This is a genomic window from Sinorhizobium sp. NG07B (assembly GCF_002532005.1).
In the GTDB taxonomy this organism is placed as follows: domain Bacteria; phylum Pseudomonadota; class Alphaproteobacteria; order Rhizobiales; family Rhizobiaceae; genus Sinorhizobium; species Sinorhizobium fredii_C.
The window spans coordinates 88,819-113,202 of the sequence record NZ_NWTD01000012.1 but is presented as its reverse complement, the minus strand read 5'-3'; the positions used below and the strand labels follow the sequence as shown (position 1 = coordinate 113,202).

Here is a 24,384-nt window from a genome sequence, read left to right as displayed (position 1 = left end):
CACTGTGCGCCTGGGGCTGCTTCTATCTTAGCATGGGCATCAACATAGCCAGACACTAAGTTCCGAAGATACCTGACCGGGCCCCCTTCTTCCAGCATTGGGCATCGGCAGATCATAATCTCGTCTCCTCTTTCTCATCGCGCGCGAGCCGTTGGCGCTACTTTACGCTTGAAGAGTTGGTCGCACTTCCTGACCTATAGCCAAAGGAGGAGGGCACATTTTCTCGCGATCGCGTGTGATTGCGAGTGCCTTGTGGTTCCCCCTGGATCATTGGTAGCAGTAGCGAGCAGAGTCGAAGCCGCGAACAATTCCTGGTAGGCCTCCAGTCGCGCTTGCTGCTTCGATCCGCGTAGGGAAGCGGCTATGCGCCGTCGACCAGCATGCGAAAGGCCTGACAGTTCCCGACCCAGTGATCTCACCACGTTTGACATGTTCATCTGTCAAACTATCTGGCGGGAGGCCGAAAAAGGCCATCAGCTTGCGTGACCGCTTTTTTTGCATCTCGGCTGCTTGTGAGCCTGCACGAGATCGCGCATACGAATTTCATTCGGAAATGGGCGGTGACACGCGCAGCGGCACATGATTGGGCGCAGCTTCGCCATGTCGTCGCTCAGGGAAAACACCGCCTCGATGTTCTGGGCGGGCAGCCGCCGAGACACCGTCCGGCACGCGGCAAATTGTGATCCATCGGGCTAGGTGCGTGTCCAGATGCGGTCCATCATCTGTGCGCTCGACATTGCCGTCGCGGCTATGTCGCTCGTCCAATTTGCGAGCGACTCGTGCTCTCACTGCAGGGTTTCGGTGCGAAATTCGTCGCAAACATTACATATATGGCGACATTTTCTACACTTTTGTCGCGAATGTCATCAAAGCGTAACATATATGCCTTAATCCACCAGATACCTAGACATCTAGACGGCTCAGCTGAGGAGCGTTCTTTGGCTTCTTGCTTTGGGTGGAGGAGAGTTAGTGTTTTTCATCTCGCTGGCCTTGCGTAGCGCATTCACGCTTTGGGCGATCCTCACCATCGTGTTCTTTGCGACACGAATGACCGGAGACCCCACCTCCTTCCTCATTCCGCCTGACCTTCCAGAGGAACAACGTGTCGAGCTAAGGGCAAAGCTCGGACTGAACGATGATGTCGCGACGCAATACGTGCGGTACAGCACCGCACTCCTGCGCGGCGATTTCGGGCAGAGTTTCTTTTCGAACCGGCCTGTGGTCGAGCTGTTCGTTGAACGAGTTCCCAATACGCTGCTCCTAACCATTCCAGCTTTCGTGTTGTCGGTGATTGTCGGCATGGCCGTCGGCCTCTTGGCCGCACTACATCACAATACGGTCTTTGATCGCTTCCTCACGACCGCAACAATCGCGGGGCAAGCCATTCCGAACTTTGTTGTCGGCATTGCCGCCATTCTGATCTTCAGTTTCTCTCTAAAACTACTGCCGAGCGGCGGCATGGGCACGTGGAAACATCTGCTCCTGCCCGCAATTACCCTAGCTCTTGCTACCTGCGCCAACATTGCAAGGCTCGTTCGCAGCAGCATGCTGGAGGTCCTGTCTCAGGACTACATGCGCTATGCGTACAGCAAGGGCTTGAGTCCGTTCCGTGTCGTGGTGAAGCACGGGCTGAGAAACGCAATCCTCCCCGTGTTGACAATTCTGGGCCTGCAATTTGGCGGCCTGATTGCCGGCGCCGTGGTAACGGAATCGGTGTTTGCCTGGCCCGGAGCAGGACGCCTGGTGCTCGATGCGGTAATGCAACGCGATTTTGCCATGCTGCAATTCGGAATTCTCGTGTTTTCAGCAGCAATCATCCTCACCAATCTTCTCGTTGACATCGGGTACGGCTTGCTCGATCCGCGAGTGCGCGGGAGGTCATGATGAGCATCGAGACCAGCGCGCCGGAATTGAGTCCTTCCCGAACCGAAGAGGGTATCGTCTCCACCGAGACCTGCCGGCGTCGTCGGCCTCCGACGGTCGCAATCGCCTCGTTCCTGATCCTTACAGTGATAGCGTTGCTGGCCGCGATCTCTCCGGTGATTGCGCCGCATGACATCGCCGACCAAAGCCTTTTGCACCGACTTCGGCCGCCGGCGTTCGCCGGGGGTACAGCCGAATACCTTCTTGGAACGGATCATCTCGGCCGAGACCTGTTTTCTCGGCTTCTGTTCGCAACCCAAACCACGCTACTCATCGCTGGCGCTGGCGTCCTCGTCGGCGTCATCACCGGCACGCTGAGTGGGCTGGTCTCGGGAAGCATGGGAGGATGGATCGACCATTGCTTCATGGCTGTGGTCGATGCGCAGGCCTCGGTGCCGGTCACTTTGGTGGCGTTGACTGCGGTTGCCCTCATCGGCCCAAGTCCCCTTGTCTTGGTGCTGATCATCGGATTTGCGGACTACTACAAATATGCTCGAGTCGTCCGTGGCCAGGTGCATGCCCTGCGCGGACGCAGCTTCGTAGAAGCGGCTCGATCCTCCGGCGCTTCCCCCAGGCATATCGCGATGCGTCACGTGCTTCCCAACACGCTCTCGCCCGTCATCGTATTGGCCAGCCTGAGCTTCGCCGAGATCGTCGTGCTGGAGTCGTCGCTGTCGTTCCTTGGCGTGGGTGTTCAGCCGCCAAATGTTTCTCACGGTTCATTGCTCGGCGAGTCGAGGAACTATCTGATCACCACCCCCTGGCTGGCGGTATTTCCCTGTGTGGTCATCGTCGCAATCACGCTGGCAGCATCGATGGTCGGCGATTGGTTGCGCGACAGTTTCGATCCCCGGAGCCGCAGCTAGATCGCGCAGCTCTCAGACCTTCCTGCAGGAAAACCTCAAAACCCCAAACTTAGGAGACACTATGCGAAACCTACTCGTAGCAGTCGCTATGCTGCTGCCGACCTTTGTGGTCGCGCAGGAAGACACGCGACCTCCGCTCACCGTGGGCGTCAATGCCGTCCGCGCCAACTTCGATCCCGCAATGGCCCTTGGGAATGTCGACATCCCGATCACCTACAATATGTTCGACACGCTCGTTGCGCGGGACTTTTCCAAAAGCAAGGATCGGACAGCTTATGAGCTCGTTCCTGGCCTTGCGAAGAGCTGGAAGCGGGTCGACGATCGCACCATGGAATTTTCGCTGCGGCCAGGTGTGCGGTTTCATAACGGCCAGCCTTTCACAAGTGCCGACGTCAAGTTCACCTTCGATCGAATCTTGAATCCGGAATCGGACTACGTCTCTGCCAGAAACCTCCTCAAGGTGATCGAACGGGTCGACATCGTCGATGATCTGACCGTCCGGATCACCACCACGGCCCCGAGCCCGATACTCCTACACCTGCTTGCCTATCATTCGAGCGACATCGTGCCGAAAGCCTATTTCGAGTCGGTCGGAGAGAGCGGCTTCGGCCAAAAGCCGGTCGGAACAGGCCCGTTCGCTTTCGTCAAGCTCCAGCCCGACGAGAGCATGCAGCTCAAGGCCAACGATACTTACTTTGGCGGTCGGCCGACAATCTCGAGCTTGACATTCAAGTCCATCCCCGAGGTCTCGGCCAGGATCACCGCGCTCGCGAACGGCGAGGTCGATGTCATCAACAGCCTGCCGCCAGATCAATTGGAGGCGGTAAAGACCCTCGGCTGCTGCGAGGTGCGCAGCGCATTGATGAACCACCACTTCCTTCTCTACAACACGTTCAACCCGGTGATGGCCGACAAGAAACTGCGTCGGGCACTCAATCTTGCCATTGATCGCAAGTTGATCGTCGACGCCCTGTGGAATGGCCAGGCCACGCTGCCACACTCTGCCCAATATGAGGCCTGGGGACCGGAACTCTATAATCCGGATCGGCCGACTCCGGCGTTCGACCCCGAGCGCGCCCGCCAACTCCTCGCCGAGTCTTCCTACAAGGGGCAGCCGATCTACTACGTGACGCACCCCGTCTACTACACGAATGGCGTCCCGGTAGCCGAGGCGGTCACTGAGATGTGGAAGGCGATAGGCGTCAATGCCAGCGTCCGTGTCGATGAAGGATGGTCGAAGCTGAAAAAGGACGATCCGGTCCTCACGGTACGAAACGGCTCTGATTGGGTCGTGCCGACCGATCCCGCGGTCACGCTTTACATGACCTGGGCGAAGCGGTTTTGGCAAGACGAGCAGCGCTTCGACGAACTCGCCAAAGAGGGCGAGACCACACTCGATAGCAAACGTCGCTACGACATCTATCAAACGATGATCGATATCTTCGAGGACGAAGCGCCCGGTACGTACCTCTATCGTGCGCCGGAATTCTACGGCGTTCGCAGCAACTTTGAGTGGCTGCCGAACACCGAATACACGATGGATTTCCGGCCGAACAACATTCACTTCAAGTGAATGTTGCTCTTCCGCTCAGCTATCAGAACGGGTTTATGATGAACCAAGCCGAACTCCTGCGCGTCGAGAATTTGCGCACCCATTTCCATGCCCACCATCGAACTGTCAAAGCAGTCGAAGGGGTCTCATTCTCGGTTCGACAAGGCAGCACGGTCTGCCTTGTCGGAGAATCCGGCTCAGGCAAATCGGCAACCGCGTTTTCCATCCTGAACCTCGTTCCGAAGTCGCTGGGGCGCATCGTTGCGGGGAAGGCCCTCTATCAAGGGGAGGACCTTCTCCAAATTCCAGCGCGGCGCCTGCGGGGTATCCTTGGCAATGATATTGCCATGATCTTTCAGGAGCCGGCGGCGGCGCTCAATCCAGTCTACACGATTGGTAACCAGTTGATGGAGGTGCTGCGGACCCATCAACGATGTACGCTTCGCGAAGCACGACGCCAAGCGAGAGAACTGCTCGATCGCGTTGGTATCGCCGATGCCGAACGGCGTCTCGATGACTATCCGCATCAGCTTTCCGGCGGCATGCGCCAGCGGGCAATGATCGCGATCGCGCTCTCATGTCGCCCCAAATTGCTGATCGCCGACGAGCCGACGACGGCTCTCGATGCCACGGTCCAATCGCAAATCCTGGCCCTGCTTCACGACCTAAAGCAGGAGACCGGCATGGCCATGCTGTTCATCACGCATGACCTCAGTGTCGTTGCCGAAATCGCGGACCGGGTCGTAGTGATGTATGCCGGTCGGGTTGTCGAGGAAGGCAGTGTCGTGCAGATCTTCGACACGCCACGGATGCCATATACGCGCGGTCTGCTGAAAGCGCGGCCGCGATTGCAACCCGGCTGCGCAATTCCACGACGGCTTTCCGCCATCCGCGGCAGCCCCCCCGAACTTGCTCATCTTGCGACCGGCTGTTCCTTCCGCCCGCGCTGCAGCCATGCGGTGGCGGATTGTGCACGCAACGTGCCGGAACTCGACACGACCGACGGGCACAGTGTTCGTTGTTGGCGTTGGCGCGAAATCACCGATGCTGCTTCGGAGCCGGAGATCGCGGCATGAATGCGTCCTTTGCCCATTCCGGCACGCCTGATCGCGGTGCGATCCCGGCGTTCGGCGGTCCGTCCCTGCTCGAGGTCGAAGAACTTCGCGTTCACCTGCCACTCCGCAGGACATCGCCGTTCCGTTCCAAGAGTTTCATCAAAGCCGTCGACGGCGCATCGTTTTCGATATTTCCTGGTGAGATCGTTGCACTGGTCGGCGAGTCCGGTTCAGGCAAGACGACACTGGGGCGCAGCTTGCTGCGGCTGACCCCGCCGAGTTCCGGTCGGGTTAGGTTCAAAGGGGTCGATCTGACGACTTTGACGCCAAAGGAAATGCGTTCCTTTCGGCGGCATATGCAGATGGTGTTCCAGGATCCCTACAGCAGCCTCAATCCACGCATGACCGTCGGGGAGATCGTCGGCGAACCGCTGTCGATCCATCATGCTCATCTGACCCCGCGAGCACGTCTCCAGCGCGTGGCAGAACTCTTCTCCCAGGTCGGAATTTCCCCGACGCATGCCGCGCGCTACCCGCACAGCTTCAGCGGGGGTCAGCGCCAACGGATTGCCATCGCCAGGGCACTGTCGACCGAGCCGGACTTCATCGTCGCCGACGAACCCGTATCGGCTCTCGATGTGTCGGTTCAGGCGCAGATCGTCAACTTGCTCCTCGATCTGAAGGGCAAGCTGTCGCTCACGATGCTTTTCGTCTCGCACGACCTGCGTGCGGTCAGTCATATCGCTGACCGGGTGATTGTCATGTATCTCGGTCGGATCATGGAAATCGCCCCTTCGGCCATGTTCTGGGATGCGCCTGCACATCCCTATACCGATGCCTTGCTATCCGCACTGCCTGTCGAACATCCAAGCCTTCGACGAAACCGGGTGCTCCTGAAAGGTGAAGTGCCGAGTGCCGTTTCACCGCCATCCGGCTGCGTCTTTAGGACCAGATGCCCAGTGGCAAGTCCGGAATGTGCCATGGCTCCACCGGCACTGCGGCAGGTTGCGCCAGGGCACTGGACGGCCTGCATCAAACAAAAACCTTTCGATTTGAGGGGATTACATTGGAAATGAAGCGCCGCAAACTTCTGTTGATCATGATCGATGGCGTGAGCTCGGACTATCTTGAGAACCATCGGGAGCGTCTCCCAAATTTGTCCTCACTCGCGGACCGAGGGTACCGCGTCCGCCGGATGCGGTCTGCTGTGCCGGGGACCTCCATGCCGGGTCGGGCTTCCATCCTAACAGGCGTCGCGGCAGACATGCACGGGATTTTTGGCAATCGTGTCCTGAGCGACGGAGCGTTCATCGCCGCCGAGGTGGAGCATGTTCTTGTTCCAACGATTGCAACCCTTGCTTCACGCGCGGGTCTGGATGTGGCCTGCATCGGGCACGCTCTCATCAACCCGGAAGACACCTCCGTCTATGTCCCGCCGAGCTGGATGCGCGGCCACGGCTTCACCAAGGTTCCGAGCGACGGGAGTATGCCTTATCTCCTGAGAGTGAAGGATCCGCGCGGCCGCCTGGCGGGGGTTCCCCTGCCGTCCTTCGTTCAAGAGCCCGCAAGGCCCGATACCGTCTCCCGGGTCACAGCGACGCTCATCGATGACCAACTGACCGTCTCCGCCACCGCAAAGTTGATCGCATCACAAGAGCCGCCCGATCTGGTGGTCACCGAAATCAATGTCACAGACATGTTCCAGCACGAGTTCGGGTACGAGAGCCAAGAGGCCCATTTCTCTGTTGCTTTCGCCGACTCCCTGGTCGGTCTTTGCTTGGAAAGCCTGCGGCGTTCCGGCCGGCTAGACGACTACGTGATCGCAATTACCAGCGATCACGGCCACGGCAATATCAACACCTCGATCCTTCCCGAACTGATTATTCCCGGTAAGCGCTGGAGCTCCGAAGGCGCGACGCTGCATGTCGTGGTCGAGAACGCTGCCGATCGCGCGGAGGTTACACAAAGATTGGCAGCGGTCGGGGCGGAACCCTGGAACGATGCGCATTTACCGGTTGGGCTGCGCGAGCGCATCGCAACCTTCGTGGCTCCGCCGCAGCATGATTTCGAGGAAGTGCCAGCCGGTCACCCGCTAGACCAGCCGTTCGGTCGGCCAAAATACAAGTCCACCCATGGCTTTCGGCCAGGTATGAGTGCGGACGATCGTATCTGCATCATATCCGGGGCTGATCTTCCAGTCGCGGTGGCGGAAGGAGCTGAAGCAACCCGCCTTGCGCCGACGCTTGCATCCATCCTTGGGCTACCCACCAAGATATTTCCCGATCGGCCGCTTTTCGGATAGATAGGGCTATGCACCCCTTTTGGGGAATGCAATGGCTCGTATCGATTAATTGAAATGGTGTTTGATGAAGCGTTGGGAAGTTGTTCGCTCCGGAATACTCAGCGATATCCATGCGGGAGCCTTCGAGAACGGTCGCCTGCCTGGGGACCTTGTCCTGGCAGAACGATTTGGCGTCAATCGCCACACAGTGCGCAACGCCATCAAGGTTTTGGAGTCTGAGGGCGCTCTGCGGGTGCAACACGGTGTCGGTACCTTCGTTGCCGACGACTTCATTTCGCATAGCCTGGACAGTGATCCGAGGTTCACCTTCAAACTTCTTGGCCAGAACAAGTCGGTCAAACGGGAGATCTTGTCCATCAACGAGATCTCCGTCGAACTTGATGTTGCGACGCATCTGAAGATCGCTCCTTCGGCGCTCGTTACCGCCGTCAGGGCGACTTCGTTCATTAACGATTGGCCCTTGGCAACCGGGACGAGCTATTTTCCCGTCGAGCGAGTTCCCGGTCTCGTCTCGGCGTTCCATGGACTGAACTCTCCGACTGCGGCGCTGAAGCGCTGTGGCATTCCGGAATACAAGCGAAAATGGACGCGGATAACGGCCCGAAGGCCCACCCAGCAGGAGGCCCTTCTGCTGCGAATATCATCGTCCAGCCCGGTGCTCTTCGAGACCAATGTCGATGTCACTCCGGATGGATTGCCGATCAAATACGCCTTTAGCGTTATACGAGCCGACCGATATGAATACCTGATAGAAAGCGATGACTAAACGAGATTGCGAGCGCATTCGCGGCTCCAGCCACCCAGCGCCGCTCTTCTTCCCTGTGTTAATCTGACCAAAACTTTTTTGCTGAAACAGCTTCTGTCATCAAAGTGTTGCAAAGAGCACATACCTAGATACCTAGACATCTAGTTATCAGCAGCGCGGCCCGTAGGTCAGCCATTGGATAAGCGGCAAATGCAAGTACGCAATCAAATCGGAAACAGACAGCGATGGATGGCGGTTCTGGCGCGAACGAGGTGCTGTGACCTTGAGGGCGCCTGGAACGATCTGCCCATCGCCCCGCAATATGAATGGCTGCGTCGGCCCGAGACCGGCCTCGTGCTGGTGCGTGGACGCGCAGGTGGTACCGGCAGCCCGTTCAACCTCGGTGAGGCCACGATGACCCGATGTGCCCTGAGGTTCGCCGATGGCACGACGGGGTTCGCCTTCGTGCTCGGACGCGACCAACGCCATGCGGAACTGGCGGCAGTCTTCGATGCGATCCTGCAGCGGGAAGATGAGGTCGCCGCCGCGAGTCGTGAATTGGTCGCTCGATTTGAAGCGATGCAAGCGAGCGGACGTGAGCTGAAGAGCCGCAAGGCGGCTTCCACAAAGGTCGATTTTTTTGCAATGGCGCGGGGCACGAGTCCGGAATGAGCAGCGTTATGGACACTTCCGGGATCGGGCCCGGATTCACAAATCCCGTCTTCGATAGCCAAGACACGTTCCGCCGAATTCTGGATGCCTATGGATATGTAGGGCGCCCGCAAACGCTTGGCTTTGTAACTACGGCAGTCGGGCCGCTCGCACCGGCGACCGTCTCGGCTTGCCTCACATTGGCAGACTTCGAAACGCCCGTTTGGCTCGATTCCCGATGCAATCGCGGCGACGTGCGTAATTACCTTGGGTTTCACTGCGGGACGCCGTTCGCTGATGGCGCCGAGCAAGCGGTATTTGCCATCGTGGCTGATCCGACGACGATGCCGCGCCTAGCAGAGTTTCAGCTCGGCACCGAGTTGGAGCCCCAGACCTCGACGACCATTGTTGTCCAGGTGCCCTCCTTTATTGGCGGTCCACCGGTTCGGTGGCGTGGGCCGGGGATCCAGCACGAGGTCTCAGTCGCCATCGAGGGGCTTCCGTCGTGGTTCTGGCAAGATTGGCAGCTCACTCAGGACTTTTACCCGATCGGGGTCGATGTCCTCTTTGCCTCCGAAAGCGCAATCATTGCTCTTTCTCGCAGCATATCGGTGGAGATTTAAATGGCGTATGTGGCTGTAAAAGGGGGCGAACAGGCTATCCTCAACTCGCACCGCTTGATCGCAGAGGATAGACGCGGCGTTCCTGAGGTTCCCGAACTTACGGTTTCTCAGATCGCCGAGCAACTCGGTCTCGCCGTAGACCGGGTAATGTGCGAGGGCTCTGTCTACGACAGAGAACTTGCGGCCTTGGCATTGAAGCAGGCCCAGGGCGACGCAGTCGAGGCGATCTTCCTCCTGCGGGCGTTTCGCACGACCTTACCGCGCTTCGCAGTGTCGAATGCGATAGATACGGACCGCATGGCCATCCAGCGACGGATCTCCGCGACCTTCAAAGACGTTCCTGGGGGACAGGTCCTCGGTTCGACCTACGAATACACGCATCGACTGCTTGATTTCGACCTCCTCGACAACGCTGAGGTCGAGGAGACGAAAGCGGAACTGGCTGCGACCCCGCTCGACGACAATTGTCCGCGTGCTTTCGACAGCATCTCCGATGAAGGCCTGATCGAGGCAGAAGTGCCTGCGCCTGACGAAGCGTCAGTTTTCGATCTGACGCGAGAGCCTCTGGCATTGCCGGCGGGTCGCGATCAGCGTCTGCAAAATCTTGCGCGTGGCGACGAAGGATTTGTCGTGGGATTGGCTTATTCCGCCCTGCGTGGCTACGGCGCGGCCCATCCCTATGTCGGCGAAACCCGGGTCGGAGACGTCGCGATCGAAGTCGTTCCCGAGGAACTGGGCTTTCCAGTTTCGATAGGAGACATCACCGTCGCCGAATGCCAGATGCTGGACTTGTTTGCAGGCACGGACGACGAGCCGGCGCGCTTCACGCGGGGATACGGGCTCTCCTTCGGAAAGAGTGAGCGGAAAGCGATGGGAATGGCGATCGTCGATCGCTCATTGCGGTCCAGTGAATATGGCGAGGATGTGAAATACCCCGCACAGGACGAGGAATTCGTCCTCTCTCATACCGACAATCTCGAGGCGGCTGGGTTCGTTTCGCATTTGACCTTACCTCACTACGTCGATTTTCAGGGTGACCTGCAATTCATACGGCGGTTGCGCGAGGAGCAGGTCTGCAGCCTTTCAACCAAGGAGGCGGCTGAGTAATGACTGGCACTCTTGACGATGCGGCCAAGCAGGCCGGCCAAGCCTACAACTTTGCCTATCTCGACGAGCAGTCCAAACGGATGATCCGAAGGTGCATCTTGAAGGCGATGGCCGTTCCCGGCCTGCAGGTTCCGTTTGGCAGCCGCGAAATGCCGCTCGCCTACGGATGGGGCACCGGCGGCATACAAGTGACGGCCAGCGTTATCGGTCCAAACGACACGCTCAAGGTGATCGACCAAGGTGCGGACGACGCCACGAACGCGGTCTCGATCCGCCGATTTTTCAAGCGCGTGGCTGGGATCGAGACGACCGAACAAACCGCTGCGGCAACAATCATTCAGACACGCCATCGCGTGCCAGAGACGCCTCTCAGAGAGGGTCAGGTCATCGTATACCAGGTCCCCTCGCCCGAACCGTTGCGCAGTCTGGAACCAAGGGAGTCTGAGACGCGAAAGATGCATGCCTATGCAGAGTACGGCTTGATGAGCGTCCAGCTTTACGAAGACATTGCGCGCTTCGGCCACATTGCCACGGCTCACAGCTATCCGGTTATGACCAACGGGCGATATCTGATGTCGCCGTCGCCTATTCCCAAATTCGACAATCCGAAGGTTGCGGACAATCCGGCAATCCAGCTTTACGGCGCAGGCCGCGAAAAGCGGATCTATGCTGTCCCACCCTACACGCGCGTGCAGAATCTCGACTTCGAAGATCATCCCTTCCGGGTGCAGAAATGGAGGCAATGTTGCTCGCTTTGTGGGGCAACCGACAGTTACCTCGACGAGATCGTCGTGAATGATAGCGGGCAGCGAATGTTCGTTTGCTCCGACACCGACTACTGCGCAGCCCGTCGAGGCCAAGGTCACTTTGGGCATCAGGGTGAAGGCCAGAATCCTACTGGATCGCTCCCGACCTCCAAAACCGAGAAGGGACCGGAACCACGATGAGAACTGCAATTCAGGTCCAACCCAATCGCCGACAACCACTGCTCTCCGTGCAAAATCTTACGAAGGGCTATGGAAAGACGATCGGCTGTCAGAACATTTCCTTCGACCTCTTTCCAGGGGAGATTATCGCCATCGTCGGTGAATCCGGATCGGGCAAGTCGACCATGCTCAACTGCCTTTCGGGGCGATTGATGCCGGACACAGGCTCAGTGGTTTACGACCTCAATGACAAAGGGCAAACGGATATTCTGACTTTGTCAGAGCCAGAGCGACGCAAGCTGATGCGTACCGACTGGGGACTCGTGCACCAGAACCCGCGCGATGGCCTCAGAATGGAAGTCAGTGCAGGCGGCAACATCGGCGAGCGACCGATGGCCATCGGTGCCCGGCATTATGGCCGCATACGCGAGGAGGCCCAGAATTGGCTCGCCAGGGTCGAGATTGAGCTGGGGCGCACTGATCACCATCCAAGAACCTTTTCCGGCGGCATGCAGCAACGTCTGCAGATCGCCAGAACTCTCGTCACCAAGCCGCGCCTCGTCTTCATGGATGAGCCGACAGGCGGGCTCGATGTCTCGGTCCAAGCTCGGCTGTTGGATCTGCTGCGACAGTTGGTTCTGGACTGTGGGATTTCGGCGGTAATCGTCACCCATGATCTTTCCGTTGCCCGGCTATTGGCGGACCGCATCATCGTGATGTGGCGAGGTAACGTTGTGGAGACCGGTCTGGCAGACCAGGTCCTGGATGATCCGCATCACGCCTACACTCAACTTCTAGTATCATCGGTGCTTTAAATGTTCGAAACTGACACTTCATCGTGCGGTGTGGCGGTCAAAGGCTCCATCACCAACGAATTGACCTTGACCGGCGCACGACTTGTCCTGCTTGACGAGGTTTATGAAGGAACCGTCCATGTCGTTGACGGCCACATCAATGACATCGCCCCGGGCAGGAGCAAGGCCACCAAGGCGATCGATCTCGACGGAGGCTATCTGATACCGGGTCTTATCGACCTTCATACCGACAATCTGGAGAAGCATGCTCTACCGCGCGCCGGCGTGGTCTGGAATCCGCTGTCCGCTGTCGTAGCCCATGATGCCCTGGTCACCGCAGCCGGCATTACGACGGTTTTTGATTCCCTGTGCATCGGGTCAACGACCCGCGATTACAGAAAGCAAGACGATCGGGCTCGCATTCTGCCCATCCTCGTAGATGGCATCCATGAAGCCCAGGAGTGTGGTGTGCTTCGAGCCGATCATCTTCTACACCTGCGCTGTGAAGTGACGGACGAGGAAGTTCTGGCCAGATTGACACCCTTGGTGGACGATCCGCTCGTGAAGCTCGTCTCGGTTATGGATCACGCCCCCGGTCATCGTCAGTCGCCGGAACTCGACCGTTTCCGCCAAATGCAGATCACGCAATACGGCTGGTCGGACAAGGACGCGGATCGCCGTATTGAAGAATGGATGGAAGCGTCCCGGACGATTGGACCTCAAAATCAGGCCCGCATCGTCGCGCTTGTCCGCGCTCGGCAACTGCCGCTCGCCAGTCACGACGATGAAACAGCCGAGCATGTTCAAGAAGCGATATATGCTGGTGTTTCGATATCTGAATTTCCGACGACGCGGGCGGCGGCGGAAATGGCGCACTCGCTAGGCATTCGTGTCGTGATGGGCGCACCCAACGTCGTTCGCGGCAACTCGCATTCGGGAAACATAAGCGCCCGGGATTTAGCGACAACCGGACATCTCGATATCCTCGCCTCGGATTACGTTCCGGCGAGCCTCCTGCATGGTGCCTTTCAACTGACCAGAGATCCGGTCGGGATGAGCTTGCCGCAGGCCATCTCCACCGTCAGTTCAGCCCCTGCTTCGGCGACCGGGCTAGCCGACAGAGGCGCGATCAAGGTCGGCACCCGAGCCGATCTCTGCCATGTCATTGAGATCAACGACATTCCGCTTGTCCGAAGAGTCTGGAAAGAAGGCCGGCAGGTCTTTTGACAGAACGCAGATCACAAGACGTTGTCTTCGACCAGACACCGGGAGAACCGTTCCATGAACACCGCGTTACCGAACGCCGCGCTTCGCGCCATTGGCCTTTCCAAAAGCTTCACGCTCCACACCCAGGGCGGCATCGTCCTGCCCGTTTTCGACAACATCGAACTCACGGTCAGGTCCGGCGAATGCGTCTGCCTGCACGGACCATCCGGCGCCGGCAAGTCGACCCTGTTGCGCTCACTGTATGCCAACTACAAGCCGAATAAAGGTCAGATCCTGGTCGAGCACATGGGCGAAACCGTCGATCTGCTCGCCGCCGAGCCATGGGAAGTGGCGGAGATCCGCCGCTCGACAATCGGCTATGTCAGCCAATTCCTGCGCGTCATCCCGCGCGTCGGTGCCCTCGACGTCGTCGCCGAACCAGCGGTCGCCAACGGCATGCCGGCGGAGGAGGCCAAGGCGCTCGCCAAAACCTTGCTGAAACGGCTGCGCATCCCTGAGCGTCTCTGGTCCCTGGCGCCAGCCACCTTCTCCGGCGGCGAGCAGCAGCGCGTCAACATCGCCCGTGGCTTCATGGTCGACTATCCGGTCCTGCTGCTCGACGAACCGACGGCCTCGCTCGACGCCGTTAATCGCGCGACCGTCGTTGGTCTGATCAACGAGGCGAAGGCTCGCGGCGCTGCCATCGTCGGCATCTTTCACGACGAGGAAGTGCGCGAATCCGCTGCTGACAGATTGTTCGGGATCGGCAGTCAGTCGGCCGCCATGGCACTACCGGCTGTTGCCCTGACGGAGGCGTGCGCCTGATGCCGGAGCCATCCACTCCTCGCTATGCCATCTACTACACACCGGCTAGGGAACATCCGTTGACCGGGGCGGCGAGTGCATGGCTTGGCCATGATCCTTTCGGCAGAACTGATGTAACCGGCGCGGCTCGATCGGAAGCAGACGCCCTTCTAACTTCTGAGCCGCGCCGATATGGTTTTCACGCAACGCTCAAGGCGCCGTTCCGGTTGAGAGAAGGCGCATCGGTCGATGAGTTGGAATGGGCGCTCAGCAGCTTCGCTTCGTCGCGGCCACCTTGCCCGATCGGATCATTGAAGATCGATCTTCTCGGCGGCTTCTTTGCGCTCGCTCCCGCCACTCCCATCCCGGCATTGCGCGGTTTTGCTGCGCAGATTGTCGAAGAGTTCGACCGGTTCCGGGCCCCTATGAACTCACCGGAACTGCAGCGGCGGCTGCAACGTCCGCTCGATGAAGTCGAGACCTCCCATCTCGTCCAGTGGGGCTACCCCTATGTCCTCGATCGATTTTCCTTTCATATGACGCTGACCGACCGAGTTCCGGAAGAGGGCCGCGCGCGAACGAGGGCGCGCCTGGAAAAGGTCTTCCAGCCGCACCTGTCCGAGGATTTCCGCATCGACACACTGTCCCTGTTCGTTCAGGAGGACTGCGGGGGCAATTTCGTCGTTCGTTCGCAGTTCGCCTTGAAAGGCGAAGCGTTGCTTAAGACGGCGATCTGAGGCCAATGATGTCGCCCCGCGGAGCACTTGCCATTGTTGTGGGGCCAAGCGGTGCGGGCAAAGACACGTTGATCGAATACGTGCGAAGCCGGCTCAAAGATGATCCTCGCGTTCGCTTCGTACGCCGGGTCATCAGTCGGCCAGTCGCGGTCGGGGAGGACCATGAGGCGGTTGACTATGACGAGTTCCAGCGGCGGCTTCTCGCAGGCGCCTACGGGCTTCATTGGCAGGCGCATGGCCTCTGTTATGGCATTCCCTCGGAAATAGATAAGTGGCTAGAGCAGGACGATGTCGTTGTGGCCAATGGCTCTCGCGCCGTCCTTTCGAAAGCCCGGCGGCAATACCCGCAACTGCTTGTCATCAACGTCACCGCGCCAATAGACGCCTTGGCAAGGCGTCTGGTCGAACGGGGACGCGAAGATCTAGAAAGCATCAGGGGGCGTTTAATCCGAAGTGATCAATATCTGGTCGATGGTGCTGACGTGGTGCATATCGACAACTCGGGTTCGGTGGAGGCGGCTGGGGAACGCCTTCTTGCCGCGTTTGTTGCACAGGTTGGGCGGGCGAAGCAATGAGGCGGTTGCATCGAAGTCCCGAGGCCACCTGGGAGGAAATTCCCCAATGATCGACGGCGGCACTTATCCCGTCTCGTTGGATACGGGCCAAAGCTATGTGAGCAATTCGCATTATCTACTGGCACTACACTGTCGGGTGGGCCGCAGTAGTCCGTGCCCAACTTCGCTACTGGGAGCAGACCTATGCAGCATGCCCTGCGTGGCCATGGTTCACGCGAAGAGCTTGAGATCTCGCCTTTGGCCGTCTCCTCGGAGGTTCCAAAGAGCCGAACAAGGTCTCGGGTACGGATCTCCCCTTTCCGTCTCAATCATCCGAAAAATTCATCAGCTCTCTGACATCTGACGTTTGAAGTTCCATTCCTATCAGTCCTGTCGTGTCGCCGAATTCGAAGCCCCCAGATGAAGGCCCTTACGGTCCATTCGCGACCGGAGCCTTTGCCTAACGATGTGCCAATCGTCGCCCAGGCAGCTGGCGACAGCCAAGTCGCAAATCTCGCCCGTGCTCAATCGGAATCGACTTCTGAGAACTCCTTCCTGCACGAAGCCAATCCGATCGAGAAACCCAAGCATCTTCACATTCTCGGTATGAACAAAATATTCGCATCGATTGACCCTCAGATCTTCATAGAGGTGCTTCAGCAGCAAAAAAGTCGCTTCCGCGTTTACGTTGGTGCCCCAGGCATGCGGCGACAGCCAGGTGCTGCCAACCGTCACACGCCCTTGGTAGACATCTATATCCTTGAATCCGGATGCCCCGACAATTTTGCCGGCGCCAGCAGTCCTAACCGCATAGACCCGCCGTTGCCTGTCCACCGTTTCTGCGATCATCCTGACGAACCAATCCCGAAATCCTGAAGCGGTTGCGCCATTCGTCCCGAGAAATTGCCAGATTCTCTCATCGGCCGCGGCGATGCGGAGCTCTTCCTCGTGGCCCTCATTCAGCGGCTCCAGGACGATGTTGTCACTCCGGATTGGTCTCGGAGCGCTTAGGAAGGGATCAGTCATTTCAAAGACCGCTGCTTTCATTGCCTATCCTCCTCATGGGCTCTGGCCAATCAGATTGGCCGGCGCGGACAGCGAAATGCGATTGGCCGACCGAATGGGAAAGTCAGGCCGAGCGGGCCTGCGAGAATCAGAATGGCGGCGAACGGCAACCCTTCGAGGGTTTGCAAGCCCTCTTTCCGACGGCACCGCGCAAAACCGTTAGTGCTGTCGCAGGAAGATTTCGAGATTGCTGATGAGCCAAAATTGCCTCCCAAATGCATCGGACGCGCGAGCAGCCTTCGCGTCGTACCAGCGTCTAAGCGCCCCGACATCGATGAAGTCGGCGATAGCAGGGGTGCTCTTAAATAACAGGTCTCGAAAAGGACGCGATCCCTCGCCGGCTGCCCAGTTACCCAACGGCAACGGAAAACCGAGCTTTTTGCGTGTGATGACGGACAACGGCAGCACTTGGGTGTAGGCGTCCCGCAACGGCACTTTTGAGACGTCCAAACGCTCGCTAAACGAGCTGACCGGCGTTGTGAAAGCCTTCACCGCGGCCCACCTGCTGCGCCAGCGCAGACGCTCTGCGGGCCGCATCGATAGCGCCCGCTCGACGATCCGATGATCGGTGAAGGGAACACGAGCCTCGACACCCGCTGCCATCGTCGTGTTGTCGACCATCTCCAGCAGGGCGGTCAAATGATGTTCAACGAAGAAGCGGGCTATGCGAGCGGCTGGACTGTCACCTGCCGAAAAGTATGTCTCTTTCATCCACCCGATCAGCGTCTCGTCATCGTTGATTGCATGGCTCCACGCCTTCTTGGCCAGCGATAGTTTTTCATCAATCGGGAAGTACGCGTACTGATTTAAGAACAGCTCGAATTCCGAGCACCGTTCGTTCGGCAGGCCGATATGTTGCCGTAATGTGCGGCCGAACCGGGCGGGAATCCACGCAAGCCCGCTGTCGCGCATCAAATCGAAGGGCAGTCGATAGATCCGACTGTATCCGGCAAAGAGTTCGTCAGCGCCTTCACCAGTTAGCACGACTTTGCATTCCGCCCCGACATGTTGCGCGAGGAGGTGCATAGCCGTTTCATTGTGCATGCCGAGCGGATGACAACGGAGTGCAGTAAGTCGCGTTACGGTCTCAATGTCAGTCGTCGACTTCAGGGGAACGAGGCGGTGAGGTGCACCTATCGCTGCCGCGACTTCAGCGGCAAACGGACTTTCGTCATAGCCCTCTCCTTCGACGACCCCCGTGTAACAAGTGGGTTTCGCCGATGAGCGATTGGTGATCTCGTAAGCAACGATGCTGGAATCCAAGCCTCCAGACAGGAGCGCCGCCACCGGTGTGTCTGCGACGAGGTGTTCCTCAACAGCGGCGCCGATCATATGGTGAATACGGGCGTTTTCCACCTTGCCCGGTTTTGGCGACCACCACCGCTCGTGCAGCCGCTCGCCTCCCTGCAAGCGCATCCAAGTGCCGGGAGGCATCTTCTTGATGTTGCTAAACAGCGAACGCTCGCCAAAGACGGCGCGGAACGAAAGGAAGCTCGACACCCCGATCGGATCAATGGACGCATTGACACCGGGCCAACGAAGAATTGCTGACGGCTGCGAAGCGAAAGCAAGGCCCGTCGGCGTATCAGCGTAGTAGAGAGGCTTTATTCCTAGACGATCGCGAACCAAGAATGTGGCTTGAGAGCGCGGATCATGGAGCGCAAAGGCGAACATCCCTCGAAACATGTGTAGGCAGTCGGGCCCCCACCTGGCGAAGGCCTTGCAGATCACCTCCGTATCGGACGCGGTGCGAAATATCGCTCCTTCCTTCTCTAGCCCGACGCGAAGTTCCCGGAAGTTGTAGATTTCGCCATTGTAGGTGATGACAATCCCGGTATCCGCTTCAACGAACGGCTGATTGGAACGAGGGTCGAGATCGATAATCGAAAGCCGGCGATGGGCAAACCCAAAATTCCGGCCAATGTAGCAACCGGCGGCATCTGGTCCGCGATGGGCAATCTCTTCCGCGCAGCGCTCCAAAACGTCTCTCGAGAGGGAGGTATCATGCGCATGGGCTATGAAACCAAAAATGCCGCACAATGTAGCCTCCTTCCCGCAATCCGAGCCTATTTTCCACGGGCGCCAGCATGGTTATCGCACGACGTCTGACAGGCTTTCCGTAGCCTTGACCGCAATCATCTGTATGCAGCCGTCTCCAAACCAAAACCTGGCGAGCGGGTGGTCGTAGTGCAGATACATGGGAGCCAGAAACCGGCGAAGATTTTTGAAGCCTTTCGTGTATCTTGAGACCCGCCGTACCGTCTCGAAACCGTTCTCGCGATACCAGTCACGCATTTGTTGTTCGGTAAAGGCGAACTCGTGATACGTCGGCGCCTGGAACCGATCGCGCAATGTGACGAAAAGATCGTCGTCGAAAAGGCTGCGCAGGAAGTCTTCCTCGCCCTTCACCGAGGGGCGCTCATGTCCGCTCCTGATGGCGAAAATCCAGTCGAGAGCCTCTTGCGCCGTCCTACCGTCGAGATTGTCAACCGTTTGCCGGAACTGGGCATCCGAAGCGTACAGTTCGCGCAAATGATTGATGCAACGATATAGAATACCATTTCCGGTCCCCATGATCGTGAGGAAGAAGTGACCGCCGGCGCGCGTCACCCGCGCCAGTTCATCGAACCCTTGTCGCGGATCAGCCGTGTGAGGCAGAACACCAGCGCAGTGCACAAAGTCAAAGCTGTTGTCATCAAATGGCAGATTGAGAACACTTCCGCCGACAAGCGATGATCGAGCACCGAATTTCGATAATCGACGCGCGGCGCAATCCATCCATTCCTCACCGAGCTCGAGCGAAATGACTTTTGCGGCGCCTTTTTCCAGAAACGCGTAGGATGCATTCGCGTTGGAGCCGCAGCCGGCATCGAGGATGCTCAGTCCACGAAACCCGCCTGGATCAAACCCGAAATACTCCTCATCGATCAACGACACTAACCGGCTAAAGATATGCTCATCCTCCTCCTGCTGTCGCTGATAGCGATCAAAGACTGCACGTGTTTCGACCTCGAATGCCGTATCCATTGCTTCTCCTCCTGACGATTACCTTCCGAGCCCCCCAGCAAGCAGCCCGATAGATCCCACTGCCGCGAGCGTCAGGTTTGTGAGCCGCAGTTTGTTGCCCGTGCCGGGAAACCTGAAGGTTGAGAGATGAAGGACCGAAAGCATAAACGCCGCCCCGATCAACACGGTCCCAAGGCTTTGGATCGGGAAATAGTGGTTCGCAGCAAAGAGAAACGCCAAGACGAATAGATCGTTGTTGAGAGGCAGTCCTCTACCGAATCCATCGGCATCGAGCCCAAATGTTAAAAAATAGCTCAGCCGCAGCGCTCCGGATAGAACCAGACACACAGCAGCTAGAAACGCGGGAACTGAAAACGCGTTAAATGACAAAATCAAAATTGCAGGGAAAACCGCAGCGTAAATCAGATCAGCGAGTCCATCGAAGGCGCGCCCGAATTGCGCCGTCACGGCCGTGCGATTCGGCGAGCTTTTTGCAATCATGCCGTCGGCGTCATCCGCTAAGAGTGCCCATAGTGCGAAACAAATGCCGGCATCGAAACGTTCGACAAGCACCAAGTAAATCGCGCTCATTGCAAATATCAGTCCAAGGGCGGTCACAGCATTTGCAGCATCGAAGAGATAGCGGATCATTTTTCCTTACCTCGCCGCCGACAGCAGAGCTCCGGCTGCGTACTCTTTCGAGTCTCTTGAGCGGGAGGCCAAGCCGAATGAATTTCTCTGCGACATAGAGGGCTTCTTAACTGCCGATCTCGTGCCATTTGAGTTCTTGCCGGCGAGCTGCGGCGAGCGGCAGCCCGACGGTAGATGCGCGAGTCGTTTCTCGCTCTGCTTATCGTTCGAAGCGTTGCGCCATCAAATCGCATGAGATCCATCACGTTGGCGTTCACTGAAAATGCCGTCACCTTGCCCATTGTCATCCCTCCTTAAACTCAAATGAATACATTAGGGACCATGTGCAAGTAGTGTGTCGGATATATTTGGGAATATATACGGCCTATACTTGCTTCAGCAGTTCTCAAAAGAGTGTCTGCAAGCGTCAACTTTGGTCGGGACTCCTACATTGTTGTCCGGCTTCGGACACAAGAAAGTCCCACCTATGGGACCCTCGCTGCCGACAGCAGTTATCGGGTGTGCTTGGGAAGGGCCCTCCCGCGCAAGGCAAGGCTGCTCCGCGCTAAAGAGCGCGATCCCGCCATCTAGGATGGCATGGCACTTGCACGACCATATGTGGGCTAGGCGGATTAGCGTGAGCCTTACCTAAGCAGCAATGCGTCAGGTCTTCTTGTAGAGGAGCAATATTGATGACCATCAGAAAGAAGGTTCCGTTCGTCACCTTTCGCACGCGTGTTCGCGACGAGTCTATTGGTGGCCCAAACCCATATCGTTGGGAGACCAAGACATCCGACGACTACTTCAAGGGCAAGCGGGTCATCCTGTTCTCGCTGCCGGGCGCGTTCACCCCAACCTGCTCCACCTACCAGCTGCCCGACTTCGAGGACCTCTACACCGAGTTCCGGAAGGAGCGCATCGACGAGATCTACTGTCTCTCCGTCAATGATGCATTCGTCATGAACGCCTGGAGCAGGGCCCAGGGGCTGAAGAACGTGAAGCTCATTCCCGATGGCTCGGGCGAATTCACCCGCAAGATGGGCATGCTGGTCGCCAAGGAGAATCTCGGATTCGGGATGCGCTCCTGGCGCTACGCAGCGATAATCAATAATGGCGTGGTGGAGCAGTGGTTCGAGGAGGAAGGCCTCTCCGACAACTGCGAAGCCGACCCCTATGGCGTCACGTCTCCACAAAATATCCTCGAAAGGCTAAAGGCCCCGGCCGCCGCATGACCTAGAGGAGCAGCCACCGTTTCACAGCCACCATCACGCACGGCCCGGTGCGTCGCTCGACAGGAGTTTCGCTCTTCATGGAGTCCTTTGTAGGCCTTCTTCAACGTCAGCAGCAATCGCTCGTGATGACGCCCCAACTCATCGCGTCGATACGCTTGCTGCAACTGGCGCATTGCGAACTGCATCAGTTCGTCGAGCAGGAAATTGAAAAGAACCCATTCCTGGAATTGGCGTCGAACGATAGCGCGACCTCTGCCGATCCATCGTCATTCCCAGGGAAAGATCCAAGCATCTGCGCGCGCGCAAACAACGCAGATGGGCCGAGGTCCGAGAACTCGGAACTGCTCGGGCAATGGAAGTCGATCCGCGACACACCCAACAGCGCCTCCGGGGAAAGGCCTGACCCGGCGGAGTTTGCCGCCTCAGCGGAAACATTGCAGGACCATGTCGCTCGTCAGGTCGCCCTTACTGCATTCACGCCACAGGAGCGGCTAATCGCTGGCGAGCTTGCCAGACATCTGGAAGACACTGGGTATATTCATGTAGACCTTTTGGAGCTTGCCCGGAGGCTGAGTGTCCAAGAGGCTGATGTAGAACGGGTTCTCGGAACCTTGCAGCTCCTTGATCCACCGGGAATATTCGCTCGAACTCTCAGCGAATGCCTTGAGATACAGTTGCGCCAACGAGATCGCTTCGACCCGGCGATGGCAGCGTTGATCGCCAATCTTGAGATGTTGGCACAACGCGACTTTCAGGCTTTGACGCGGCTTTGCGGAGTTGACGAAGACGACCTCCTCGACATGTTGCATGAAGTCCGCATGCTCGATCCTAAGCCTGGAAACCGATATCAATCCGGAGGTCCGGACTATATCATACCCGACGTCTGGGTTCTGCCCTCGCCAGGAGGCGGATGGCAAATCGAGCTTAATCCCGACACTCTGCCCAAAGTGCTGATCAACCAAACCTATTTTGCCGAAGTTTCTCGCCTGACCGCAAACAATTCGGCAGATCAGGCATTCCTCAACGAATGCTTAGAAAACGCGAGTTGGCTGGCTCGCAGCCTCGATCAGCGCGCCAAAACGATCCTGAAGGTAGCCACTGAAATCGTCCGTCAGCAGGATGTGTTTCTGGAACATGGCATCGCCCATCTTCGGCCGCTCAACCTTAAGACCGTCGCTGAGGCGATCGACATGCACGAGTCGACTGTAAGTCGGGTGACATCGAACAAGTACATGCTCACTCCGCGCGGCGTCTTCGAGCTAAAGTATTTTTTCACAGTCGCGATCGCCTCCACCCAAGGCGGGGATGCGCATTCCGCTGAAGCTGTCCGCCATCGCATTAAGGCGATCATCGCCGCAGAAACGGCCGATGACGTGCTTTCCGACGATGAAATCGTCGCCCGACTAAAGGAAACAGGCATCAGCATTGCGCGCCGCACCGTCACAAAGTATCGGGAGGCAATGAACATACCCTCCTCCGTGCAACGCCGCCGCGAAAATCGTGTACGGCTTCAATGGCGGTCAAAGGCCTGACGGACTTATTTCCGCTGACAGATCCCGAGCGCGACCCCGGGGAGGCTGGTTAGCCTTCCTCCGGTCCGAAGCAACTCTTGAACTCGTTGCATTCCCGGCAACTCGGCGCGGTACAGAGAGAAAAGCCTTCAGCCTCGCAGAGCTTGTGGTAGAGATACTTCTTCCATTTCATGTTGTTTGTGTTGCCCTCTGCCAGTGTGGGGAAATGCGTTGCGAGCAAACGGCTGAGCTCGGACCGGTCGACGAGGCCGAGCTCCTGCCAGAGATGGCCATCGCGCAAGGCACGCCGAGCGACAATCTTGGCGAAGCGGGCGCTCGTGGGGTCGCCCGGGCGGGCATGCGTCAGCAGCAGGCGACGCAGAAGTTCTTCTTCCATACCAGGCTCGGGATTGCTCACCTCTTCCAAGGAGAAGCCGTGGATGAGGCTCGTGGGGAAACAGCGGGTCAGGATGTCCAGCAACTCTCCACGTGAGAGGCCGGTCGCCTCGGTCGCCGTCGCCTCACCGGCTTCGATCTCCTCGAGCGCTCGCGAAAGAACACAGGCAAGCACATGTTCGTCGAAATCCATCTCGAGGTCCATACGCGGCCATCCGCCACCGTCGGGCGATTGTGAGTGTTGCTGCCGACTGGACCGGTAGGATATTCGCATTCCACGGGTGACGCCCATCCCCGAAAAAATGCGCATCTGACGCAGATCTGACATGCCGCTTGTCCTTCCGTTCCCATCGATGGACGTCATATCGGTCGGCACTCGCCGCCTTGTGACAAGGGATCTTCAAAAGTCATGCCAGCTGCGTAGCAAAGCTGTCGGAGCTGATTTTCTGGGCTTCGTTCAATAACTTCAATGAGACTACAGCAGGAAGTGATTGAGCTACTTGTCTCGCAATCGACAAAACCCGACATCCGCCGCTCCTTTTGCACTGTGTACAGCTGTCATCGCCTCTAGGCGCGAGCACCTCCAGCGCTGCCAGTGTGGCGATCATCCCTGATACCGAAGACGGCCGAAGAAGACCGTCGAACAATCTGCCACCGATTGCGCAAGCCTGGGCGCTGCTTGGTACAATCCTTGCACAT

General features: G+C 58.1%; 23 protein-coding genes. 18 read left to right on the top strand and 5 right to left on the bottom strand.

Annotation, left to right across the window (positions count from 1 at the left end):
* Nucleotides 1-969 precede the first annotated feature (969 nt).
* The 16 genes from CO664_RS25925 (at nt 970) to phnN (ending at nt 15,866) form a co-directional block, all read left to right on the top strand.
* Nucleotides 970-1,884, top strand: coding sequence for an ABC transporter permease (locus tag CO664_RS25925; RefSeq protein ID WP_097527660.1), 915 nt, complete (start codon nt 970-972; stop codon nt 1,882-1,884).
* Nucleotides 1,884-2,789, top strand: coding sequence for an ABC transporter permease (locus CO664_RS25920; RefSeq protein WP_097527661.1), 906 nt, complete (start codon nt 1,884-1,886; stop codon nt 2,787-2,789). The genes CO664_RS25925 and CO664_RS25920 overlap by 1 nt, the downstream gene beginning before the upstream one ends.
* Before the next feature lie 61 nt (nt 2,790-2,850).
* Entirely contained in the window at nt 2,851-4,362 is a 1,512-nt protein-coding gene (locus tag CO664_RS25915; RefSeq protein ID WP_234819637.1) for an ABC transporter substrate-binding protein, read from the top strand.
* A complete protein-coding gene (locus CO664_RS25910) occupies nt 4,302-5,417 on the top strand; it encodes an ABC transporter ATP-binding protein (RefSeq protein ID WP_234819638.1) in 1,116 nt (371 codons plus the stop codon). The genes CO664_RS25915 and CO664_RS25910 overlap by 61 nt, the downstream gene beginning before the upstream one ends.
* Nucleotides 5,414-6,472 (top strand): oligopeptide/dipeptide ABC transporter ATP-binding protein, encoded by a 1,059-nt coding sequence (locus CO664_RS25905; protein WP_097527663.1) that lies wholly within the window; start codon nt 5,414-5,416, stop codon nt 6,470-6,472. Before CO664_RS25910 ends, CO664_RS25905 begins: the two co-directional genes overlap by 4 nt.
* Nucleotides 6,469-7,698, top strand: a complete 1,230-nt coding sequence (locus CO664_RS25900) for an alkaline phosphatase family protein (RefSeq protein WP_234819641.1) — start codon at nt 6,469-6,471, stop codon at nt 7,696-7,698. Before CO664_RS25905 ends, CO664_RS25900 begins: the two co-directional genes overlap by 4 nt.
* Before the next feature lie 64 nt (nt 7,699-7,762).
* Complete coding sequence (gene phnF, locus CO664_RS25895; RefSeq protein WP_097527665.1) at nt 7,763-8,464, top strand: phosphonate metabolism transcriptional regulator PhnF; 702 nt, start codon at nt 7,763-7,765, stop codon at nt 8,462-8,464.
* 189 nt (nt 8,465-8,653) lie between these two features.
* Nucleotides 8,654-9,115 (top strand): phosphonate C-P lyase system protein PhnG, encoded by a 462-nt coding sequence (phnG, locus tag CO664_RS25890; protein ID WP_234819639.1) that lies wholly within the window; start codon nt 8,654-8,656, stop codon nt 9,113-9,115.
* Nucleotides 9,112-9,717 (top strand): phosphonate C-P lyase system protein PhnH, encoded by a 606-nt coding sequence (phnH, locus tag CO664_RS25885; protein WP_097527667.1) that lies wholly within the window; start codon nt 9,112-9,114, stop codon nt 9,715-9,717. The genes phnG and phnH overlap by 4 nt, the downstream gene beginning before the upstream one ends.
* Nucleotides 9,718-10,824, top strand: coding sequence for a carbon-phosphorus lyase complex subunit PhnI (locus CO664_RS25880; protein ID WP_097527668.1), 1,107 nt, complete (start codon nt 9,718-9,720; stop codon nt 10,822-10,824). It abuts the gene before it with no gap.
* Entirely contained in the window at nt 10,824-11,771 is a 948-nt protein-coding gene (locus CO664_RS25875) for an alpha-D-ribose 1-methylphosphonate 5-phosphate C-P-lyase PhnJ (protein WP_097527669.1), read from the top strand. The genes CO664_RS25880 and CO664_RS25875 overlap by 1 nt, the downstream gene beginning before the upstream one ends.
* Complete coding sequence (gene phnK / locus CO664_RS25870) at nt 11,768-12,565, top strand: phosphonate C-P lyase system protein PhnK (protein WP_097527670.1); 798 nt, start codon at nt 11,768-11,770, stop codon at nt 12,563-12,565. The genes CO664_RS25875 and phnK overlap by 4 nt, the downstream gene beginning before the upstream one ends.
* On the top strand, nt 12,566-13,771 hold the full coding sequence (gene phnM, locus CO664_RS25865; RefSeq protein WP_097527671.1) for a phosphonate metabolism protein PhnM: 1,206 nt from the start codon (nt 12,566-12,568) through the stop codon (nt 13,769-13,771).
* 54 nt (nt 13,772-13,825) lie between these two features.
* Nucleotides 13,826-14,575, top strand: a complete 750-nt coding sequence (gene phnL, locus CO664_RS25860) for a phosphonate C-P lyase system protein PhnL (protein WP_097527672.1) — start codon at nt 13,826-13,828, stop codon at nt 14,573-14,575.
* Complete coding sequence (locus CO664_RS25855; protein WP_097527673.1) at nt 14,575-15,291, top strand: DUF1045 domain-containing protein; 717 nt, start codon at nt 14,575-14,577, stop codon at nt 15,289-15,291. Before phnL ends, CO664_RS25855 begins: the two co-directional genes overlap by 1 nt.
* 8 nt (nt 15,292-15,299) lie before the next feature.
* On the top strand, nt 15,300-15,866 hold the full coding sequence (gene phnN / locus CO664_RS25850) for a phosphonate metabolism protein/1,5-bisphosphokinase (PRPP-forming) PhnN (protein ID WP_234819640.1): 567 nt from the start codon (nt 15,300-15,302) through the stop codon (nt 15,864-15,866).
* 363 nt (nt 15,867-16,229) lie between these two features.
* Here the strand turns inward: phnN and CO664_RS25845 are convergent, their stop codons facing one another.
* The 4 genes from CO664_RS25845 to CO664_RS25830 form a co-directional block, all read right to left on the bottom strand.
* Nucleotides 16,230-16,892 carry a GNAT family N-acetyltransferase gene (locus CO664_RS25845; RefSeq protein ID WP_097527675.1) on the bottom strand — a complete coding sequence of 221 codons (663 nt, stop codon included), beginning with the start codon at nt 16,890-16,892 and terminating at the stop codon, nt 16,230-16,232.
* A gap of 177 nt (nt 16,893-17,069) precedes the next feature.
* Nucleotides 17,070-18,950, bottom strand: coding sequence for an asparagine synthase (glutamine-hydrolyzing) (asnB, locus tag CO664_RS25840; protein WP_097527676.1), 1,881 nt, complete (start codon nt 18,948-18,950; stop codon nt 17,070-17,072).
* Between the two features lie 51 nt (nt 18,951-19,001).
* A complete protein-coding gene (locus CO664_RS25835; RefSeq protein WP_097527677.1) occupies nt 19,002-19,937 on the bottom strand; it encodes a class I SAM-dependent methyltransferase in 936 nt (311 codons plus the stop codon).
* An 18-nt stretch (nt 19,938-19,955) separates the two neighbouring features.
* Nucleotides 19,956-20,567: a CDP-alcohol phosphatidyltransferase family protein gene (locus tag CO664_RS25830; RefSeq protein ID WP_097527678.1), complete on the bottom strand. Its 612-nt coding sequence runs from the start codon at nt 20,565-20,567 to the stop codon at nt 19,956-19,958.
* 671 nt (nt 20,568-21,238) lie between these two features.
* Here CO664_RS25830 and CO664_RS25825 point away from each other — a divergent pair.
* Together CO664_RS25825 and rpoN are read left to right on the top strand one after the other, a co-directional pair.
* Complete coding sequence (locus tag CO664_RS25825; protein WP_097527679.1) at nt 21,239-21,778, top strand: peroxiredoxin; 540 nt, start codon at nt 21,239-21,241, stop codon at nt 21,776-21,778.
* 77 nt (nt 21,779-21,855) lie between these two features.
* Complete coding sequence (rpoN, locus tag CO664_RS25820) at nt 21,856-23,310, top strand: RNA polymerase factor sigma-54 (RefSeq protein ID WP_097527680.1); 1,455 nt, start codon at nt 21,856-21,858, stop codon at nt 23,308-23,310.
* Nucleotides 23,311-23,359: 49 nt separating this feature from the next.
* Here rpoN and CO664_RS25815 read toward each other — a convergent pair whose 3' ends face one another.
* Nucleotides 23,360-23,890 carry a nitrogen fixation protein NifQ gene (locus CO664_RS25815; protein WP_097527681.1) on the bottom strand — a complete coding sequence of 177 codons (531 nt, stop codon included), beginning with the start codon at nt 23,888-23,890 and terminating at the stop codon, nt 23,360-23,362.
* Between the last annotated feature and the right edge of the window lie 494 nt (nt 23,891-24,384).

Excerpts from the sequence above, each read along its gene's own strand:
- CO664_RS25920 (WP_097527661.1), top strand. The coding sequence starts at position 1,884 with ATGAGCATCGAGACCAGCGCGCCGGAATTGAGTCCTTCCCGAACCGAA.
- CO664_RS25915 (WP_234819637.1), top strand. The coding sequence starts at position 2,851 with ATGCGAAACCTACTCGTAGCAGTCGCTATGCTGCTGCCGACCTTTGTG.
- CO664_RS25905 (WP_097527663.1), top strand. The coding sequence starts at position 5,414 with ATGAATGCGTCCTTTGCCCATTCCGGCACGCCTGATCGCGGTGCGATC.
- CO664_RS25900 (WP_234819641.1), top strand. The coding sequence starts at position 6,469 with ATGAAGCGCCGCAAACTTCTGTTGATCATGATCGATGGCGTGAGCTCG.
- phnF (WP_097527665.1), top strand. The coding sequence starts at position 7,763 with ATGAAGCGTTGGGAAGTTGTTCGCTCCGGAATACTCAGCGATATCCAT.
- phnG (WP_234819639.1), top strand. The coding sequence starts at position 8,654 with ATGCAAGTACGCAATCAAATCGGAAACAGACAGCGATGGATGGCGGTT.
- phnH (WP_097527667.1), top strand. The coding sequence starts at position 9,112 with ATGAGCAGCGTTATGGACACTTCCGGGATCGGGCCCGGATTCACAAAT.
- CO664_RS25880 (WP_097527668.1), top strand. The coding sequence starts at position 9,718 with ATGGCGTATGTGGCTGTAAAAGGGGGCGAACAGGCTATCCTCAACTCG.
- CO664_RS25875 (WP_097527669.1), top strand. The coding sequence starts at position 10,824 with ATGACTGGCACTCTTGACGATGCGGCCAAGCAGGCCGGCCAAGCCTAC.
- phnK (WP_097527670.1), top strand. The coding sequence starts at position 11,768 with ATGAGAACTGCAATTCAGGTCCAACCCAATCGCCGACAACCACTGCTC.
- phnM (WP_097527671.1), top strand. The coding sequence starts at position 12,566 with ATGTTCGAAACTGACACTTCATCGTGCGGTGTGGCGGTCAAAGGCTCC.
- phnL (WP_097527672.1), top strand. The coding sequence starts at position 13,826 with ATGAACACCGCGTTACCGAACGCCGCGCTTCGCGCCATTGGCCTTTCC.
- CO664_RS25855 (WP_097527673.1), top strand. The coding sequence starts at position 14,575 with ATGCCGGAGCCATCCACTCCTCGCTATGCCATCTACTACACACCGGCT.
- phnN (WP_234819640.1), top strand. The coding sequence starts at position 15,300 with ATGTCGCCCCGCGGAGCACTTGCCATTGTTGTGGGGCCAAGCGGTGCG.
- CO664_RS25845 (WP_097527675.1), bottom strand. The coding sequence starts at position 16,892 with ATGAAAGCAGCGGTCTTTGAAATGACTGATCCCTTCCTAAGCGCTCCG.
- CO664_RS25835 (WP_097527677.1), bottom strand. The coding sequence starts at position 19,937 with ATGGATACGGCATTCGAGGTCGAAACACGTGCAGTCTTTGATCGCTAT.
- CO664_RS25830 (WP_097527678.1), bottom strand. The coding sequence starts at position 20,567 with ATGATCCGCTATCTCTTCGATGCTGCAAATGCTGTGACCGCCCTTGGA.
- CO664_RS25825 (WP_097527679.1), top strand. The coding sequence starts at position 21,239 with ATGACCATCAGAAAGAAGGTTCCGTTCGTCACCTTTCGCACGCGTGTT.
- rpoN (WP_097527680.1), top strand. The coding sequence starts at position 21,856 with ATGGAGTCCTTTGTAGGCCTTCTTCAACGTCAGCAGCAATCGCTCGTG.
- CO664_RS25815 (WP_097527681.1), bottom strand. The coding sequence starts at position 23,890 with ATGGACCTCGAGATGGATTTCGACGAACATGTGCTTGCCTGTGTTCTT.